14 protein-coding genes are annotated in these 17,777 nt (G+C 62.0%); 5 read left to right on the forward strand and 9 right to left on the reverse strand.

Annotated elements, in window-relative coordinates:
• Window positions 1–7: 7 nt before the first annotated feature.
• From F8N96_RS04325 to F8N96_RS04355, 7 genes are all read right to left on the reverse strand, one after another.
• Window positions 8–1,306: an MFS transporter gene (locus F8N96_RS04325; RefSeq protein ID WP_150796724.1), complete on the reverse strand. Its 1,299-nt coding sequence runs from the start codon at window positions 1,304–1,306 to the stop codon at window positions 8–10.
• A 45-nt stretch (window positions 1,307–1,351) separates the two neighbouring features.
• Window positions 1,352–2,434, reverse strand: a complete 1,083-nt coding sequence (locus F8N96_RS04330; RefSeq protein ID WP_150796725.1) for a sugar kinase — start codon at window positions 2,432–2,434, stop codon at window positions 1,352–1,354.
• Window positions 2,427–3,209 (reverse strand): sugar phosphate isomerase/epimerase family protein, encoded by a 783-nt coding sequence (locus F8N96_RS04335; RefSeq protein WP_150796726.1) that lies wholly within the window; start codon window positions 3,207–3,209, stop codon window positions 2,427–2,429. Before F8N96_RS04335 ends, F8N96_RS04330 begins: the two co-directional genes overlap by 8 nt.
• A gap of 156 nt (window positions 3,210–3,365) precedes the next feature.
• Window positions 3,366–4,388, reverse strand: a complete 1,023-nt coding sequence (locus F8N96_RS04340) for a LacI family DNA-binding transcriptional regulator (protein ID WP_150796727.1) — start codon at window positions 4,386–4,388, stop codon at window positions 3,366–3,368.
• Window positions 4,389–4,627: 239 nt separating this feature from the next.
• Window positions 4,628–5,236, reverse strand: a complete 609-nt coding sequence (locus tag F8N96_RS04345; RefSeq protein ID WP_150796728.1) for a LysE family translocator — start codon at window positions 5,234–5,236, stop codon at window positions 4,628–4,630.
• 21 nt (window positions 5,237–5,257) lie between these two features.
• The gene (locus F8N96_RS04350) at window positions 5,258–6,127 is read right to left on the reverse strand and encodes an AraC family transcriptional regulator (protein ID WP_150796729.1); all 870 of its coding nucleotides are present in this window, start codon (window positions 6,125–6,127) and stop codon (window positions 5,258–5,260) included.
• 76 nt (window positions 6,128–6,203) lie between these two features.
• Window positions 6,204–6,845 (reverse strand): DUF1345 domain-containing protein, encoded by a 642-nt coding sequence (locus F8N96_RS04355; RefSeq protein ID WP_150796730.1) that lies wholly within the window; start codon window positions 6,843–6,845, stop codon window positions 6,204–6,206.
• Between the two features lie 248 nt (window positions 6,846–7,093).
• On the opposite strand from F8N96_RS04355, the gene F8N96_RS04360 reads away from it, so the two are divergent.
• Complete coding sequence (locus tag F8N96_RS04360; protein WP_150796731.1) at window positions 7,094–8,746, forward strand: fibronectin type III domain-containing protein; 1,653 nt, start codon at window positions 7,094–7,096, stop codon at window positions 8,744–8,746.
• Here F8N96_RS04360 and F8N96_RS04365 read toward each other — a convergent pair.
• Window positions 8,741–11,854 carry an efflux RND transporter permease subunit gene (locus F8N96_RS04365; RefSeq protein ID WP_150796732.1) on the reverse strand — a complete coding sequence of 1,038 codons (3,114 nt, stop codon included), beginning with the start codon at window positions 11,852–11,854 and terminating at the stop codon, window positions 8,741–8,743. The two genes, F8N96_RS04360 and F8N96_RS04365, sit on opposite strands and share 6 nt — an antisense overlap.
• 15 nt (window positions 11,855–11,869) lie before the next feature.
• Window positions 11,870–13,027 (reverse strand): efflux RND transporter periplasmic adaptor subunit, encoded by a 1,158-nt coding sequence (locus F8N96_RS04370; RefSeq protein ID WP_150796733.1) that lies wholly within the window; start codon window positions 13,025–13,027, stop codon window positions 11,870–11,872.
• 293 nt (window positions 13,028–13,320) lie between these two features.
• On the opposite strand from F8N96_RS04370, the gene F8N96_RS04375 reads away from it, so the two are divergent.
• The 4 genes from F8N96_RS04375 (at window position 13,321) to F8N96_RS04390 (ending at window position 17,727) form a co-directional block, all read left to right on the forward strand.
• Window positions 13,321–14,022: a response regulator transcription factor gene (locus F8N96_RS04375; protein ID WP_150796734.1), complete on the forward strand. Its 702-nt coding sequence runs from the start codon at window positions 13,321–13,323 to the stop codon at window positions 14,020–14,022.
• 4 nt (window positions 14,023–14,026) lie between these two features.
• Window positions 14,027–15,328 carry an ATP-binding protein gene (locus F8N96_RS04380; protein ID WP_150796735.1) on the forward strand — a complete coding sequence of 434 codons (1,302 nt, stop codon included), beginning with the start codon at window positions 14,027–14,029 and terminating at the stop codon, window positions 15,326–15,328.
• A gap of 339 nt (window positions 15,329–15,667) precedes the next feature.
• The gene (locus F8N96_RS04385) at window positions 15,668–16,888 is read left to right on the forward strand and encodes a putative DNA modification/repair radical SAM protein (protein ID WP_150796736.1); all 1,221 of its coding nucleotides are present in this window, start codon (window positions 15,668–15,670) and stop codon (window positions 16,886–16,888) included.
• Window positions 16,885–17,727, forward strand: coding sequence for a TIGR03915 family putative DNA repair protein (locus F8N96_RS04390; protein ID WP_150796737.1), 843 nt, complete (start codon window positions 16,885–16,887; stop codon window positions 17,725–17,727). Before F8N96_RS04385 ends, F8N96_RS04390 begins: the two co-directional genes overlap by 4 nt.
• The last annotated feature ends 50 nt before the right edge of the window (window positions 17,728–17,777 follow it).

The following is a 17,777-nucleotide window of genomic DNA, read 5'->3' on the forward strand; positions in this document are numbered from 1 at the left end:
CATCAATTCAAGGGTGAGTAGCCACTGGCCGTTGCACGGCAGCCTGGGTCACGGCCCGGTCACTGGCGCCGGGCTTGAGGCACATCGTCAGCACCACCGACAGCATCAGTGCGCCACTCATCAACAAATAGGACGCGCCGGGCGACCCGGTGGAGCTGTTCAGGTAACCGACCAGATAGGAACCGCCGAACGAACCGAGGGCGCCCATGCTGTTGATCAACGCCATGGCGCCGCCCGCCACGTTGGCCGGAAGGATCTCCGGAACGATGGCGAAAAACGGCCCGTAAGGCGCATACATGCAGGCTCCGGCGATCACCAGCAGCGTGTAGGACCACCAGAAATGTTCGGCACCCAACGCGTAGGAACCGTAGAACGCAATCGAAGCGATCAACAGTGGTGGCCAAACGAAGCGTTTACGTTTCTGCAATTTGTCCGAACCCCAGGACACCAGCAGCATGCCGATGACGGCGGCCAGGTACGGCAGCGCCGAGAGCCAACCCGCTTCGATCATGTCCATTTGCGCACCGGCCTTGAGGATCGACGGCAGCCACAGCACGAAGCCGTAGACGCCAATGCTCCAGCAGAAAAACTGCAAGGCCAGAATGATCACGGTGGGCGAACGGAAGGCTTCGGCGTAGTTCTTCACCGCCTTGATGCCCACTTGTTCGGCGGCCAGGGCGCTTTCCAGGTCGTGTTTTTCCTGGTCGCTGAGCCACTTGGCCTGGGCCGGCCGGTCATCGGCCAGGCGCCACCAGATAAACGCCCAGAGCACCGCCGGCAAGCCTTCGATGATGAACATCCAGCGCCAGCTGTAATGCTGCACCAGATAGCCCGACACCACCGACATCCAGAGCATGGTCACCGGGTTGCCGAGGATCAGGAAGGTATTGGCGCGCGAGCGTTCGGCACGGGTGAACCAGTGGCACAGGTACACCAGCATCGCCGGCATGACCGCGGCTTCGACCACGCCGAGCATGAAGCGGATGACGATCAGCCAGTAGGCGTTGGAGACAATCCCGGTCAAGGTGGCCAGGCTGCCCCAGAGAATCAGGCTGACAAAGATCAGCTTTTTCACGCTGTGTTTCTGCGCGTAGATCGCCCCCGGCACCTGGAAGAAAAAGTAGCCGAGGAAGAACAGGGCGCCGAGCATCGATGACAGGCCCGGTGTGATCATCAGGTCCGCCGCCATGCCGGAGGCGGCGGCGAAGCCGTAGTTGGCGCGATCGAGGTACGCCAGGCTGTAGGTGATGAACACGATGGGCATGATGTACCACCAGCGGCGGGCGGCGAGGGTTGCGGTTTTCATGGTGGTGCTCCTGAGCTTGTTGTTTTTGTCGCAGCAGGTAACGGTTTAAAAATCTTCAGTGACTGGGCGGGCCTCTTCGCGAGCAGGCTCGCTCCCACAGGAATTGGGTGAAATCTGCAGATCTCCTGTGGGACATGGACGGTGTGAACGCTGCAAATCTCCAGTGGGAGCGAGCCTGCTCGCGAAGGCGGCCTCGAATTCGACGGACATTTCGGAACGAGTAGGCAACCCCTCCATATCCCCCCGACTCTGCACCGCCCGGCTGCCAATCCAGTTGGCGCGCTTCACGGCATCGGCAAAGCTGTGGTTGTCCAGAAGGGCGCTGATCATGCCGACGGCAAACCCGTCGCCGGCACCGACCGTATCGACCACGGTTTGCACCGGTACGCCGGCGACAAATCCCTGATCCTGATGGGTGCGGTAGTACGCCCCATGCGGTCCGAGCTTGATCGCCACGGCTTCGGCACCCTGGCCCAGGTAAAACGCCGCGATGTCGGCGGGATCCTCGAAACCGGTCAGCAGCCGGCCTTCGCTCAACCCCGGCAGCACCCAATGGGCCAGGGCGGCGAGGCGGTTGATTTCAGTGATCATCTGTTGCGAACTGGCCCACAGGCTCGGGCGCAGGTTCGGGTCGAAGGACACGCTGCGCCCGGCCTCGCGCATGCGGGTCATCAATTCGAAGGACATTTCCCGCGCCGTGGCAGACAGCGCCGGGGGAATGCCGGTGGCGTGCAAATGTCGGGCCTTGAGCAATTCGGGCACGATCGACGCTGGCGACAGATGACTCGCCGCCGAACCGCGCCGGAAGTACTCGACCACCGGATCGCCACCGTCATCGGTGCGCGACTTGAGCTGAAAACCGGTCGGGTGGGCGCAGTCGATGGCGACGTTGCTGCAGTCCAGGCCTTCCTTCTCCAGGGTGTCGATCACGAAGCGCCCCAGGGAATCGGCACCGACCCGGCTCAACCACGCCACCTTGAACCCGAGCCGCGACAGGCCGATGGCGACGTTGTTGTCGGCGCCGGCAATGCGTTTGTGGAAATGACCGACCTCGGCCAGCTCGCCGTGCTGTTCGGCGACGAACATCGCCATGGTTTCGCCAAACGAGAGAATATCGAACTCAGACATGCGCATTCTCCAGGCGGGGTTGACCGAGGCGGGCGAGTGCGGCGACGTGTTCGGTGGTGAGCTGCAGCAGGTCCTCGCCTTGCAGCGGATATTCCGCCGCCCGCATCACGCCTTGGGTCATGTGCCGCAGCAGTTGTTCCCACAGGTGCAGGTCACTGGCGGTGGGTGGCAGGGCGACCAGTTTGCCATCGGCGCGGCGCGATACGGCTTTGCAATGCACATAGCCGACGTGGCGACCGAGCAGCCGCGCGGCGTTGGCGGCCGGCTGGTCCTGCCAGTGCCAGTTGCCTATGTCGAAGGTCATCTTGATCGGCACGTGGTGTTGCTCGACGGCGGCGAAAAAGCGTTGGAAGGGTTCGATGCGCCCACCGTGCAAGGTCTGGTCGTTTTCCACCAGCAGTTGCACGGTGCTTTTGCCAAGGACTTGATTCAGGGCCTGGAGGTCGCAGGTGTCGGTGAAGTAGCCCAGGGAAACCTTGAGCCATCTGGCGCCGAACGCATGGGCGCGTTGCAGGGCGGTGATCAGCTCCGGATTGGGTTTCGACTGGCCTGCGAGCCACAGTTCCATTGGCGAGGAATACACACTTTCCAGACCTTGGGCTTGAGCGGCGTTGGCCAGGTGAGCGGGGTCTTCGTCGGTCAGCAATTCTTCGCGCCATTCGATGCGCGTGGCGCCAGCGGTGGCCAGGATGTCGATGAAGGAGCCTTGTCCGCGCTGGCGTACCAGGTCGGCGCCGTAGCTGGACAGGCTGATGGAGACGGGTGGTTTATTCATTGTTATTGACCTCTGAAACCGGTTTCATTTTTGTTCGAAAAAAGGGTGTTAGATTGAATTCGGTGGTGATTGTTCTGGCGTCTTCGCTGGCAAGCCAGCTCCTACACACAGGCACCGCAGTACCCTGTAGGAGCTGGCTTGCCAGCGAAGGCGTCGTCACGTTGAAACACTTGTAGAACCCCGCACAATCAACCGCGCCGAAAAATCCACCGTCCGCACCGGCCCGTCATCCCCGCGCAAACGCTTGAGCAAACACTCAAACGCACTCGCACCGATCTCGGCCGTCGGCTGGGCGAGGGCGGTGATGCCGCTGCCCACCAACGGATACCAATCCAGATCATCGAGGGCGATCAGGCCGACATCCTCGAACAGCTTGCACTGCAATTCCCGCAAGGCATGGGTGCTGGCCAGCGCGGCAATACCGTTTGCACAGAACAGTGCTTTCGGGCCGGGACCTGGCGAATCAAGAAAGGTTTTCAGCTGGGCAGTCAGTTCGCTGCCGGTTTCGATGAGGGTGCCGCGAAGCGCCGGGCGCTGGGCAATCTGCGCCTTGAAACTGCTCACCCGCTCGATCCGCGAACTGGTGCCGTCATAGGGTTCGGTGACCAGCAGCACATCGCGATAACCTTGTGCTTCCAGGTGGGTGAGGGCCATCTCGACTGCCGCCGGGTTGTCCAGCCCGACCAGATCGCTGTCGAGCTGCTCGACCTTGCGGTCCACCAGCACCAGCGGCATTTCCCGGTGCAGTTCGCGCAATTCATCGCGATGGTGGCCGAGGGTGTTCACGATCAGGCCTTCGATGTTGTAGGAGCGCAGCAGGGCCAGGTGCTGGCGTTCCTGCTCGTCATCGCGGTCGGTGTTGCACACCACCAGGCTGTAGCCGTGTCGACGGCAGGCGGTTTCCACCCCGTGCATCACGGCAATCGAATAAGGGTTTCGGATATCGGCCACCAGCATGCCGATCAGGCGGGTGCGGCCGCGTTTCAGGCCGCGGGCCATCTGGTTCGGGCGGTAGCCCAGTTCGGCGATTGCCTGCTCGATGCGCAAGGCAATCGCATCGGAGAGCAGGGCGCGGTCATCGCCGATGAAGCGGGACACGCTAGCCTTGGAGACCTTGGCGTGTTCGGCCACGTCGAGCATGGTCACGCGGCTGCGCTGGGCGGCGGAGAAATCGTTCACGGTCTGAAACCTTATTATTGGATTTATAGGGTTTGTGCTGTGTGAGACAGCACTGAAACCGGTTTCAGGAGACACCAAAAACGAATCTGCCGTCAAGTGCCTGATTGATCGAGGAGCAAAAAATGCCGACGGGTGGCAGTCAGCGGTGTAGTGGCCGTGCAGACGCCTTCGCCGGCAAGCCGGCTCCTACAGGGTTTGGCGTTGACCCTGTAGGAGCTGGCTTGCCAGCGAAAGCTCCCTCAGGCCAACACAGTCAGCCAGGCCGATCCCAGCAATAGCAGGGCCATGCAGCGGTTGAAACGCTGCATCGCTCGCGGCGAGCGCAACCACCGCGTCGAGCCCGCGCCGAGCAATGCCCAGACGCCGAGGCACGGCAGGGATATCAGGAAAAAAGCCAGGGACAAATACACCACATGACCAAGGCGCTGCTCGCCACTCCCGGCGAACACACTGACAACAGCCAGCGCCATCATCCAGGTTTTCGGATTGATCAATTGCAGGCTGGCTGCGCCCACCAGCCCCAGGCGGGCAGCAGACTCTTGAGTGACAAGGGTCTCGGCGGGAGCGCTGAAAATCTGCCACGCCAAAAAACTCAGCCAGGCCACGCCTGTCCACTGCATTGCGGTTTGCACGAGGGGTAGCGTGGTCAGCGATGAACCGGCACCGGTGCCGATCAGCAGCACAATGGTCGCGGCGCTGGCACAGGCACCGAAGATGATCGGCACGGTAGCCGCCAATCCATATCGGGCGCTGTTGCTCAACACCAGGATGTTGGTCGGGCCGGGGGTGATCGACGCCACGAAAGCAAATAGCAGGAATGGCAAAAACGTCGGGAAAGAAGACAACATTGCGGGCAACTCCGGTGAAGATCATTGAACCCGATCTTCACGCTCCCGAGCTTGGCTGTCTGGAAGATTTGAGCAGCGCTTACGGTACAGCGCGGGCGTCAGGCCGTAGGCGCGCATGAACCAGCGTCCCAGATGACTCTGGTCGGCAAACCCCAGCGCCATGGCCACCGTCGCCGGTTGTTCGCCACGGGCCAGCATCCGACGGGCCGTGGCCAGGCGCAATTGCACCAGATAAGCGTGAGGGGCCATGCCGTAGGCGGCCTTGAAGGCGCGGGTCAGGCGGAATCGATCGACGCCCGTTGCGGCGGCCAATTGGTCGAGACCGATGTCGTATTGCGCATTGGCGTGCAAGTACTCCCGCGCCTTCTTCGCCACCGACGGCAGGCGCGGATCGTCGCCATAACCAGCCCGCCAGTGCAAATGGCGGGTGAGACGTTCGAGCAAACCGTCGAGAGCGGTCTGGCGCACGATTTTGAGTTCACCCTGATGCAGTGCTTGAAACGCCAGGCTGGTGGCGTGGGCCAGCCGCACATCGGTGGTCAGGGTATTGGCGAAACTCAACTGACCGTTATCGGGAGCATTGTCGAATACCGCACTGAGTTCCCGAGTGAGCCACTGCGGGTCGAGGTACAGCATGCGGTAGGTGAAACCGTCCTCGGTCGGCGCTTCGCCATCGTGGATGTCGCCCGGTTCGAGCAGAAACACCTTGCCCGGCGTACTTTGATGCCTGGCCCGCCGACAGTTGAACTGCTGGACCCCTTGCTCGGTGACGCCCACCAGATAGCTGTCATGCCAGTGCGGGTCGTAGGCGTGGCCCTCGAAATGCGCACGCAGCGTCTCGATGCCGGTGTCGGCGTCCTGGGCCAGGTCGATCCAGTTGTGAGGGGGCATGCTGCACCTGTGGGACGGATTGCCGGCCTATTTAGCGCCCGAATCGTGGTGGCTGCCTAGAACGTTTGTGCACGAGTCAGTTGAACAGGCTTGCCGCGATGTTGATCGAGAAGCCGAGAATGGCGGTATTGAAAAGGAAGCCGATCAACGACTGCGCCAGCACGATCTTGCGCAAATCCCGTGTTGCTACACCGACATCCGAGGTCTGCACGGCGACACCGATGGTGAACGAGAAGTACAGGAAGTCCCAGTAATTGGGCGTTGTCAGGCCCTCAGCAAAACGCAGCGCCGGGTCCTTGCCGTCCCAGGTGTAGAACAGCCGAGCATAATGCACGCTGAAAATGACCCCGATCAGCAGCCAGGACCCGATCACGGTCAACGCGGTAAAGCCGTAGTGCAGCAACTTGCGGGTGGTTTCCAGGTCCTTGCTGCCGGCGAGCTCCAGGGTGATGGTCGCCAGGCTGGCAATCGCGGCGATGCACACCACGAACAGCACCAGCCCGGCGTTTTCATCCTCGACTTCGGCGATGCGCTTCACGTCCGGGGCTTTGGCGCGCACGGTGAGCCAAAGCATCAGGATCAGGTACGTCCAGACCCCGGCATTCCAGCCGAAAAGGATTTTGCTGATGATCGAATCGGCGGGAGCGAGAATGCCCACCGCAATGCCGAGCGTGGCCGCGGCGGACAGGCGTGGGTGGGTGCGGGCGAGGTAGGGCATGTGAACTCACGGCAAGCAGGATTGCTCCCACCATAGCCCAGGTATCCGGGCTTTTGTAGGCGCTGCCGCAGGCTGCGATCTTTTGATCAAATGAGGAGTGATGCCGGGCATTAGCATAAAAATAGCGCCGCGCCACTAACAGTTCTGTTAGTGGCGTTGCCGGCGCGAACGACTTTAATGCAAACATCGCCACCTTCGGTGGCAATGTTTCAGGATGAACACAAGTGAAAAGACATTCTCTATTATCAATGTCCCACTCTCCCGGGTCGGCACGACTCAGTCCACCTGCAGGTCTGGTCGTGACGAGCACTTCAGAGTCGTCCGTAAAAATCAGCTGGGGCTATGGTGCTGGCGGAGGGCAAACCGGAACCCGGGTGAAATGGGGGCGCGAACGGTCGGAGGACAACTTCATCGACCAAATAGATTTGCAGTTACCTCAAAACAAATTCGAGATCACCGGGCTTGCTCCCGGGACCCGATATTACATCCACGTCTATGGTTTCAACACCGAGGAAGTGTCGTCTCCCATGTGGGTGGAGGCAGCGACCAGCCTGGCTACTTCTCTGCCTGCCGCCCCGACGAATCTGAACGCTGTGCCAACCAGGGATAGCATGGCATTGACGTGGTCCGGTCCCGCCAATGTGACTTGCTACAAGATCGGTTACGGCATTGCGCCCAGCGGTCCGGCGACTGATACCACTTCGCTTGACCCTGCCTGTACGATCGTTGGGCTTCTGTCCAATACCAACTATTATTTTGATGTTCGCTCATCCAACAGCAACGGTGATTCGGCTCCAGCACGTATCGTTAAACAGACGTTGCAGGTGCCCGCGCCGCCAACAGATTTGCGCGCTACCCCAGGCATCACCGGCATGGGGCTGACATGGTCTGCGTCCCCGGGGGCTATCGAATATGTCATCCACTATCGTGTCGAGCCTGGCGGTGCCCCTCAGACCTTGGTGACGAGCAACTCTAACCATGAGTTGACAGGCCTGAGTAAAAATACGTCGTACTTTATCGAAGTGAGTGCCGCCAATACCAATGGCGACTCCTTGCCCGCAACCATCACGGAAAAGACCCTGGACGGCCCCCCCATACCCTCCCATCCAGGTGTTTTGCACCTGATCGTCACCTACGACAGGGTGGCAGTCAGTTGGGCGGGAACCCCCAAGGAACCCGGCTATGAATTGACCTATGGCCTGGAAGATAAATATCCCGAAGTCATCGACACGCTGACCACTGAACATTTAACGGCAGGCATCAGATATCTTGTCCCGGACACTCGATACTTCATTGAAGTTCGTGCCTTCAATGCAAGTGGCCGCTCGGAACCCTCACGCGCCTCGACCACGATCGGTCCCGACAAGACGCAACCGCGCAACCTGCGCACGCCTGGCCGAACCTTCTCTGAGGCGTGGGTGAAATGGGACAGGCCTGAGGATCACTCCTATTTGATTGACTATGAAATCACCTGCCCGGGTCGAGAACCGGTACGAACCACGGCGCTCGAATTCATCGCCACGGGGTTGACCCCCGAGAAGGAATATCTGTTCAAAGTCCAGCCCCGCAGACCTGAAGGGCCCGTCCCGGCATTACCGGCGTCGATCCGTGTAATGACCCATGATCAAGTGCCCCCCACATCGCCGCGAGGGCTGCAGTCCATGGCACTGACAGAGGGAAATGCAAGGCTGAGCTGGCATCTCTCTGATGACAATGTAGGTGTGACCGGTTATGAAATCCGCCGCAATGGGGGGGCCTGGGAACCGGTGAGCGAAGACAGCCGAACCCGCCACCCAGTCACCGGTTTGACACATGGCATCGCCGAAATATTCGAGGTGCGTGCCAGGGATGCGGCTGGAAATTGTTCTATCCCGGCTTCAATCACTTTATCGGGATCATGATCCGGATTCGTGGTGTTGTGATGGGCGCTTGCGCACCCGCTTCATCACCACCACGAAAAACACCGGTACAAACACCACCGCCAACGTCGCGGTGATCATCCCGCCGATCACCCCGGTGCCGATGGCTTGCTGGCTCGCCGAACTGGCACCGGTGGCAAGCGCCAGCGGCACCACGCCGAGGATGAACGCGAGGGACGTCATGACGATCGGCCGCAGGCGCAGGCGGGCCGCCTGGAGCGTGGCGTCGATCAGGTCGTGGCCTTCGTCGTACAGGCTCTTGGCGAACTCGATGATCAGGATTGCGTTTTTTGCCGACAAACCGATGATGGTGATCAGTCCGACCTTGAAGAACACGTCGTTGGGCATCCCGCGCAGGGTCACGGCCAGGACCGCACCGAGCACGCCGAGCGGCACCACCAGCAACACCGAGGTCGGGATCGACCAGCTTTCGTACAACGCCGCCAGGCACAGGAACACAATCAACAGCGACAACCCGAGCAGGATCGGCGCCTGGCTGCCGGACAGGCGTTCCTGCAGCGACAGGCCGGTCCATTCCTGACCCAGGCCTGCGGGCCCTTGCGCCACCAGCCGTTCGATTTCGGCCATGGCTTCGCCAGTGCTGTGGCCGGGCTTGGGTTCGCCGGAAATGCTGATCGCCGGGTAGCCGTTGTAACGGGTCAACTGCGCCGGGCCCTGGGTCCAATTGGCCTGGACAAAGGCCGACAACGGCACCATGTTCCCGCTGCTGTTGCGTACATGGATCTTCAGCAGATCGGCGACCTGGCTACGTTGATCGCCTTCGGCCTGGACCACCACCCGCTGCATCCGCCCCTGATTGGGGAAGTCGTTGATGTAGGCCGACCCGACGGCGGTGGACAGCACGCTGCCAATGTCGGCAAACGAGACGCCCAGCGCATTCGCCTGTTTACGGTCCACGATCAGTTGCACTTGCGGCGCTTCGGCCAGGGCGCTTTCGCGCACGTTCATCAGGATCGGGCTCTTCTCGGCTGCCGCCAGCAACTCGGTGCGCGCCTGCATCAGCGTGGCATGGCCGAGGCCGCCACGGTCCTGCAAACGGAACTCGAAACCACTGGAGGTGCCGAGGCCATCCACCGGCGGCGGCAGGACGGCGAAGGCCACGGCGTCCTTGATCTGGCTCAAGGCGATGTTGGCCCGGTCGGCAATGGCGCTGGCCGAGTCATCGCTGCCACGCTCGGACCAGTCCTTCAACGTCGTGAACGCCAACGCCGCGTTCTGGCCGCTGCCGGAAAAGCTGAAGCCGAGAATCACCGTGCTGTCGCCAACACCCGGTTCAGTGGCGTTGTGCGCTTCGATCTGTTCGACCACCTGCACCGTACGGTTCTTGCTCGCCCCCGGTGGCAGTTGCACGTCGGTGATGGTGTAACCCTGATCTTCTACTGGCAGGAATGAAGAGGGCAGGCGACTGAAGCAAATGCCCAGGCCGATCAACAGCACGCCGTAGATCAGCAGGTAACGACCCGTACGTTTCAACGCGTAGGCCACCCAGCCCTGATAGCGCAGGGTCAGCTGTTCGAAGCGTCGGTTGAACCAGCCGAAGAACCCGCGTTTGTCATGATGCTCGCCTTTGGCGATGGGCTTGAGCAAGGTGGCGCAGAGCGCCGGGGTCAAGGTCAGCGCGAGGAACGCGGAGAACAGGATCGAGGTGGCCATCGACAAGGAGAACTGCCGGTAGATCACCCCGACCGAGCCCTGCATGAACGCCATCGGAATGAACACCGCCACCAGCACCAGGGTGATGCCGATGATCGCCCCGGTGATCTGCCGCATCGCCTTGCGCGTCGCCTCCTTGGGCGACAGGCCTTCAGTGACCATGATCCGTTCGACGTTCTCCACCACTACGATCGCGTCGTCCACCAGGATGCCGATGGCCAGGACCATGCCGAACATGGTCAACACGTTGATCGAGAACCCCAGGGCCAGCATGGTGGCGAAGGTGCCCATCAGCGCCACCGGCACCACCAGGGTCGGAATCAGCGTGTAGCGGATATTCTGCAGGAACAGGAACATCACCGCGAACACCAGCACCATCGCTTCGACGAGGGTATAGACCACCTTGGTGATCGAGACCTTGACGAAGGGCGAGGTGTCGTACGGGATCTTGTATTCGACGTTGGCCGGAAAGTAACGCGCCAGTTCATCCATCTTTGCCCGCACCAGGGTCGCGGTGCTCAGGGCGTTGGCGCCGGGGGCCAATTGCACGCTGACCGCGGTGGATGGCTTGCCGTTCAGGCGGGTGCCGAACTGGTATTCCTGGCTGCCGATCTCGACCCGCGCCACATCGCCGATGCGCACGGTGGAACCGTCGGGATTGGCCTTGAGCACGATGTCGGCGAACTCTTCCGGGGTCGACAACTGACCTTTGACCAGGATGGTCGCGGTGATTTCCTGGGTAGCGCGGGTCGGCAGATCGCCGATGCTGCCGGCCGAGACCTGGGCGTTTTGCGCGACGATGGCGGCGTTGACGTCGGCCGGGGTCAGGTTGAATCCGATGAGTTTGCGCGGGTCGATCCAGATCCGCATCGCCCGTTCCGCGCCGTACAGCTGGGCCTTGCCGACGCCGTCCAGGCGCTTGATCTCGTTCATCACGTTGCGCGCCAGGTAATCGCTGAGCGCCACCTCGTCGAGCTTGCCGTCGCTGGAGGTCAGGGTGATCAGCAACAGGAACCCGGCGGAGACTTTTTCCACCTGCAGACCCTGCTGGGTCACCGCTTGCGGCAGGCGCGACTCGATGACTTTCAGGCGGTTCTGCACATCGACCTGGGCCATTTCCGGGTGGGTGCCCGGCTGGAAGGTGGCCTTGATCGTGGCGCTGCCGAGGCTGCTTTGCGACTCGAAATACAGCAGATGATCGGCGCCGTTGAGCTCTTCCTCGATCAGGCTGACCACGCTTTCGTCCACGGTCTGCGCCGACGCGCCCGGGTACACGGCATAGATTTCGATCTGCGGCGGGGCGACGTCGGGGTACTGCGCCACCGGCAACTGGGTGATGGCCAAACCACCGGCCAGCAGGATAAACAGGGCGACCACCCAGGCGAACACCGGGCGATCGATAAAGAACTGCGGCATAAAAAAGCGTCCTGCTTACTGACCAGAAGCCTGGGCAAGGGGAAGAGGGGAGTCGTCTATCTGCACTTTCTCGCCGGGGCGCGCGTGTTGCAGGCCTTCGACGACGATGCGGTCGCCGGCCTTGAGGCCGCCGGTGACGATCCAGCGATCGTTCTGCACCGGGCCCAGTTCCACCGGCTGTTGGCCGACCCGTTGTTCGGCGTCGAGCAACAGCACCTGGGCGATACCGGCGCTGTCACGCTGGATGGCCCGTTGCGGCACGCTGATGCCCTGCTGATTGACCGCTTGTTCCAGGCGCACGCGCACGAAGCTGCCGGGCAGCAAGTCCAGATCCGGATTGGGGAACTCGCTGCGCAGGATGATCTGGCCGGTGCCCGGGTCGACCGTGATGTCGGTGAACAGCAACTTGCCCGGCAGCGGATAGAGGCTGCCATCGTCCTGGATCAACGTGGCCTTGACCTGGCCCTGGCCGACCTGCTGCAACTGACCGGAGCGGAAGGCGCGGCGCAGGTCGTTGAGTTCACGGGTCGACTGGGTGAGGTCGGCGTGAATCGGGTTCAGCTGTTGGATCAAGGCCAGTGGCGTGGTTTCGTTCTGCCCGACCAGGGCGCCTTCGGTGACCAGCGCCCGGCCGATGCGCCCGGAAATCGGCGCGGTGACGGTGGCGTAGCCCAGGTTCAGTTTCGCCCGCTGCACGGCGGCCTGGTTGGCGGCGACGTCGGCCGCGGTCTGGCGCACGGCCGCCCGGGCGTTGTCGTAGTCCTGGCCGCTGATGGCATTGCCTTCGATCAACTGGGCGTAGCGCTGCTCTTGCAAGCGCGCCTGGAAGGCATTGGCCTCGGCCTTGCGCAATGCGGCCTCGGCGCTGTCCAGGTCTGCCTTGAGCGGTGCCGGGTCGATGCGAAACAGCACATCGCCCTGTTTCACATCGCTGCCTTCACGGAACGTCCGTTGCAGCACCACGCCGGCCACCCGGGCGCGGACTTCGGCGATGCGCGGCGCGGCAATGCGCCCGCTCAGCTCGCTGCTGATCGACAGCGGCCGGGCTGAGAGGGTCTCGATGCGAACCGTGGCCAGTGGCGCCTGCTCTTCGGCAGTCGGGGCCTTGTCGCAAGCGCTCAGCGTCAAGGCCAGTGCGATCAGGCTGAGCCTGGCAAGCAGGTTGTTTGACATGTAATAACCCCAATAATGACCCCGCCATCCTACGGGGAGGCGGGGAAGGTAGCGGTTAAGCTTTGTAGGTGCTGTGTGAAATTGTGTAAGGGTTTTACTCAGGTGTGGGTGAGGGCGTATATCCTTGGCGACTTGATTACTTTTGTGCCTGATAGACCGCTTTCGCGAGCAGGCTCGCTCCCACATTGGATTGGGGCGTTCACAGAGTCTGTGTCCACATAGATCCCCTGTGGGAGCGAGCCTGCTCGCGAAAGCGGTCTATCAGGCGCCCCAGCACCTTCCGGAACACCCCCATGCCCAACATCCTCCTGGTCGAAGACGACACCGCCCTCGCCGAACTGATCGCCAGCTACCTGGAACGCAACGGCTATTGCGTCAGCGTGATCGGCCGCGGCGATCACGTGCGCGAACGGGCCCGGGTCGATCCGCCGGACCTGGTGATCCTCGACCTGATGCTGCCGGGGCTGGACGGCCTGCAAGTCTGTCGTTTGCTGCGCGCCGATTCGGCCACGCTGCCGATCCTGATGCTCACCGCTCGCGACGACAGTCACGACCAGGTGCTGGGCCTGGAGATGGGCGCCGACGACTACGTCACCAAACCCTGCGAACCGCGGGTGTTGCTGGCCCGGGTGCGGACGTTGCTGCGGCGCAGCAGCCTCGGCGAACCGCAGACCGCCAACGACCGCATCCTCATCGGCAACCTGTGCATCGACCTGTCCGAACGCACCGTGACCTGGCGCGGGCAACCGGTCGAACTGTCCAGCGGCGAATACAACCTGCTGGTGGTGCTGGCCCGGCATGCCGGCGAAGTGCTCAGCCGCGACCAGATCCTGCAACGCCTGCGCGGCATCGAGTTCAACGGCACCGATCGCTCGGTGGACGTGGCGATTTCCAAGTTGCGGCGCAAGTTCGGCGATTACGCCGGCGAGGCGCGCAAGATCAAGACGGTCTGGGGCAAGGGCTACCTGTTCAGCCGTTCCGAGTGGGAATGCTGAGCCGATGTTCAGGATCCTGTTTCGCCTGTACCTGGTGACCATCGTCTCGTTCAGCGCGGCGATCTACTTGGTGCCGGACCTGGTGATCAAGGTCTTTCACGAGCGTTTCCTCACGTACAACCTCGACTATTCCCGAGGCCTGCAGACCCTCATCGTCAAACAGTTCCATTCCGTGCCCCCGGCGCAATGGCCGGCCCTGGCGGCGGAAATGGACAGGGAGTTCCAACCGCTGCACATCGTGCTGAGCGGCAACGACGACGCCGACTTCACCCCCGATGAACGGCAACGTCTGCAGCGCGGCGAGAACGTCGTGCGCATTGGCGACTGGGGCTGGCGCACCCTGGCGGTGTCGCCGCTGAACGAGCGCACGGTGGTGAAAATGGTGGTGCCGCCGGACCCGACGGACGTCAGTTTGCTGTACTGGAGCATCAACGTGCTGATCGGCGCGACCATGCTCGCCTGCCTGCTGCTGTGGCTGCGCCCGCACTGGCGCGACCTGGAGCGCCTCAAGGGCACGGCGGAACGCTTCGGCAAGGGCCAGTTGAGCGAACGCACACGAATTGCCTCCAGCTCCAACATCGGCAGCCTGGCCAACGTGTTCGACACCATGGCCGGCGACATCGAGAACCTGCTCAACCAGCAGCGGGACTTGCTCAATGCCGTCTCCCACGAGTTGCGCACGCCCCTGACGCGCCTGGATTTCGGTTTGGCCCTGGCGCTGTCGGATGACCTGCCGGCCGCCAGCCGCGAGCGCCTGCAAGGTCTGGTGGCACACATCCGCGAACTCGATGAGCTGGTGCTGGAGTTGCTGTCCTACAGCCGCCTGCAAAATCCGGCACGGCTGCCAGAGCGGGTCGACGTCTCGCTGGATGAATTCATCGACAGCGTCCTTGGTAGCGTCGACGAAGAGCTGGAATCGCCGAACATCGTCATCGATGTATTGCTCCACGGCCAGCTCGAACGCTTCAGCCTCGACCCGCGCCTGACCGCCCGCGCCATTCAGAACCTGCTGCGCAACGCCATGCGCTACTGCGAAAAACGGATTCAGATCGGTGTACAGGTTGGCCCCAAGGGCTGTGAGATCTGGGTCGACGACGATGGCATCGGTATTCCCGACGATGAACGCGAGCGGATTTTCGAGCCGTTTTATCGCCTGGATCGCAGCCGGGATCGCGCCACGGGCGGTTTTGGCCTGGGATTGGCGATCAGTCGCCGGGCGCTGGAGGCTCAGGGTGGAACCCTGACCGTCGAGGCATCGCCGCTGGGCGGGGCGCGGTTCAGGTTGTGGTTGCCGACGCCTGCCTGATCCTCTCGCTTGATGCGGCGTTCATCAGGCCGCCTTCGCCGGCAAGCCGGTCTCCCACATTGGATCTTCGCCTGACTCGGGATGTGTGTACGCCCCGGTCCCCTGTAGGAGCCAGGCTTGCCGGCGAAGAACGATACGCGGTATTGCTGATACTCCGCGGTGCCCCGTTCGCGGGCAAGCCTCGCTCCTACAGGTGAAGAGGCCCTGTCAATCGACATCAATGCCGGATGTCCGACCTGAAGGGCGTCGACTCAACCACCCGACCAAGGGTTTGTCGATGGCTTGTGCCTGAGCGATCAACGCTATACTGTATATCCAAACAGTATAGGGCCTGCCCCCATGGAACTCATCGACAAGCTCGGCATTCTCGCCGACGCTGCCAAATACGACGCCTCCTGCGCCAGCAGCGGCGCGCCGAAGCGCAGCTCCGAGGGCAAAAGCGGCCTGGGCTCGACCGATGGCATGGGCATCTGCCACAGCTATACCCCGGACGGGCGCTGCGTCTCGTTGCTGAAGATCCTGCTGACCAACTTCTGTCTCTACGACTGCCAATACTGCGTCAACCGGCGTTCCAGCGACGTGCCTCGCGCCCGGTTTACCCCGGAAGAAGTGGTCACGCTGACCATGGACTTCTACCGGCGCAATTGCGTCAGTGGGCTGTTTCTCAGCTCCGGGATCATTCGCTCGGCGGACTACACCATGGAGCAGTTGACTCGCGTGGCCAGGTTGTTGCGTGAAGACCACGAGTTTCGCGGTTACATCCACCTCAAGACCATTCCCGAAGCCGACCCTGCGCTGATTGAGGAAGCGGGGCGTTATGCCGATCGATTGAGCGTCAACATCGAGTTGCCCACCGATGCCAGCCTGCAGACCCTGGCCCCGGAAAAACACCTGGGCTCGATCAGGCTGGCGATGCAGACGATCTACACCGGTGAGCAAACCGTGCTCAACGAACCGCGCGCACCGAAATTCGCCCCCGCCGGGCAGAGCACGCAGATGATCGTCGGTGCCGACGACACCGACGACAGCACCATTCTTCACAGCGCCCAGGCGTTGTACGGCAACTACCGTTTGCGTCGGGTCTATTACTCGGCGTTCAGTCCGATCCCCAACAGCCCGAAGAGCGTGCCGCTGGCCGCGCCGCCGCTGATGCGCGAGCACCGTTTGTATCAGGCCGATTTCCTGCTGCGCAGTTACGGCTTCACGGCGGGCGAATTGTTCCAGGGGCCTGGACATCTGGCACTCGACATCGACCCGAAACTGGCCTGGGCGCTGGAGCACCGTGAGGTGTTTCCGCTGGACCTGAACCGAGCCGAGGCGTCATTGATCTCGCGAGTTCCCGGGATTGGCCTGCGCACCACCGAACGGCTGGTTGAACTGCGGCGTCAGCGGCGGATTCGCTACGAAGACCTGGCCCGTATGCGCTGCGTGCTGGCCAAGGCCAAGCCGTTCATCATCACCAGCGATTACCACCCGCAGCAGGCTGAAGTGACGAGCCACTTGCTGTATCAGCAACTGCGGGACCGGCCGCAACCGCAGCAAATGGGATTGTGGGGATGATCAGCCTCGATTGCGACGACCTGTTCGACACCTGGCGTACACAGGCGCGTTGGCTGCTCAGCCATGGTGTCGACCCCAGCCTGGTGAGCTGGGCCAATGAAGGCGTGGCCGACCTGTTTGCCAGCGATAATGAACTGCCCGAAACCCAAGGGCCTTATCAGGCGCGTGTCCCGAGAGCGCTATTGGACACGCTGGAGCGCGCCGCCCGCTATCGCGGCGATCAGCGCTGGAGTCTGCTGTACGAAGTATTGTGGCGGGTCAGTCATGGTGATCGCACCGCGATGCTGGCAGGGGACCCTCTTGGCAGTGAATTTCAGAGAAGAATCAAGCAGATACAACACGAAGCTCATCATCTACATGCATTCGTTCGTTTCGTCGCGTTACCGGAAAGCGACGGCCCGCACTACGTCGCCTGGCACGAACCGGCCCATGACATCTTGCACAGTGCCAGTGAGCATTTCATCGGTCGGATGGGCCGGCACCGCTGGCTGATTGCGACGCCTCGGGACGGGGTTTATTACGATGGCGAGCAGTTGATCCACCATCGGCAATGCCCGCTCGAATGGCAGCAACTGGCGCAAAATGCCGAGGATCCGCACAGCGACATGTGGTTGACGTACTACAGCCACATCTTCAACCCGGCGCGGCTGAACCCGAAAGTCATGCAGGGGCATTTACCGGCACGCTTCTGGAAAAACCTGCCCGAGGGAGCGCTGATACCGGGATTGATCACCCAGGCGCGGACCGGCAAGCAGCAGGACGGTCAGGCCATTGGCATCAAGGGCAGGGGTGGCAAGCGAATCGCTGCGCGAGTCATCGGGCGTGACCTCGACGCGTAAAAAAGCCCCCCATCGCCAATGCGATGGAGGGCTTCGATACAACGGGAGGT

The organism is Pseudomonas fluorescens, from assembly GCF_902497855.1.
In the GTDB taxonomy this organism is placed as follows: Bacteria; Pseudomonadota; Gammaproteobacteria; order Pseudomonadales; family Pseudomonadaceae; genus Aquipseudomonas; species Aquipseudomonas fluorescens_BI.

Bases quoted from the DNA above. Each gene is read 5' to 3' on its own strand.
- F8N96_RS04325 (WP_150796724.1), bottom strand. From the start codon at position 1,306: ATGAAAACCGCAACCCTCGCCGCCCGCCGCTGGTGGTACATCATGCCC.
- F8N96_RS04330 (WP_150796725.1), bottom strand. From the start codon at position 2,434: ATGTCTGAGTTCGATATTCTCTCGTTTGGCGAAACCATGGCGATGTTC.
- F8N96_RS04335 (WP_150796726.1), bottom strand. From the start codon at position 3,209: ATGAATAAACCACCCGTCTCCATCAGCCTGTCCAGCTACGGCGCCGAC.
- F8N96_RS04345 (WP_150796728.1), bottom strand. From the start codon at position 5,236: ATGTTGTCTTCTTTCCCGACGTTTTTGCCATTCCTGCTATTTGCTTTC.
- F8N96_RS04350 (WP_150796729.1), bottom strand. From the start codon at position 6,127: ATGCCCCCTCACAACTGGATCGACCTGGCCCAGGACGCCGACACCGGC.
- F8N96_RS04355 (WP_150796730.1), bottom strand. From the start codon at position 6,845: ATGCCCTACCTCGCCCGCACCCACCCACGCCTGTCCGCCGCGGCCACG.
- F8N96_RS04360 (WP_150796731.1), top strand. From the start codon at position 7,094: ATGTCCCACTCTCCCGGGTCGGCACGACTCAGTCCACCTGCAGGTCTG.
- F8N96_RS04365 (WP_150796732.1), bottom strand. From the start codon at position 11,854: ATGCCGCAGTTCTTTATCGATCGCCCGGTGTTCGCCTGGGTGGTCGCC.
- F8N96_RS04370 (WP_150796733.1), bottom strand. From the start codon at position 13,027: ATGTCAAACAACCTGCTTGCCAGGCTCAGCCTGATCGCACTGGCCTTG.
- F8N96_RS04375 (WP_150796734.1), top strand. From the start codon at position 13,321: ATGCCCAACATCCTCCTGGTCGAAGACGACACCGCCCTCGCCGAACTG.
- F8N96_RS04380 (WP_150796735.1), top strand. From the start codon at position 14,027: ATGTTCAGGATCCTGTTTCGCCTGTACCTGGTGACCATCGTCTCGTTC.
- F8N96_RS04385 (WP_150796736.1), top strand. From the start codon at position 15,668: ATGGAACTCATCGACAAGCTCGGCATTCTCGCCGACGCTGCCAAATAC.
- F8N96_RS04390 (WP_150796737.1), top strand. From the start codon at position 16,885: ATGATCAGCCTCGATTGCGACGACCTGTTCGACACCTGGCGTACACAG.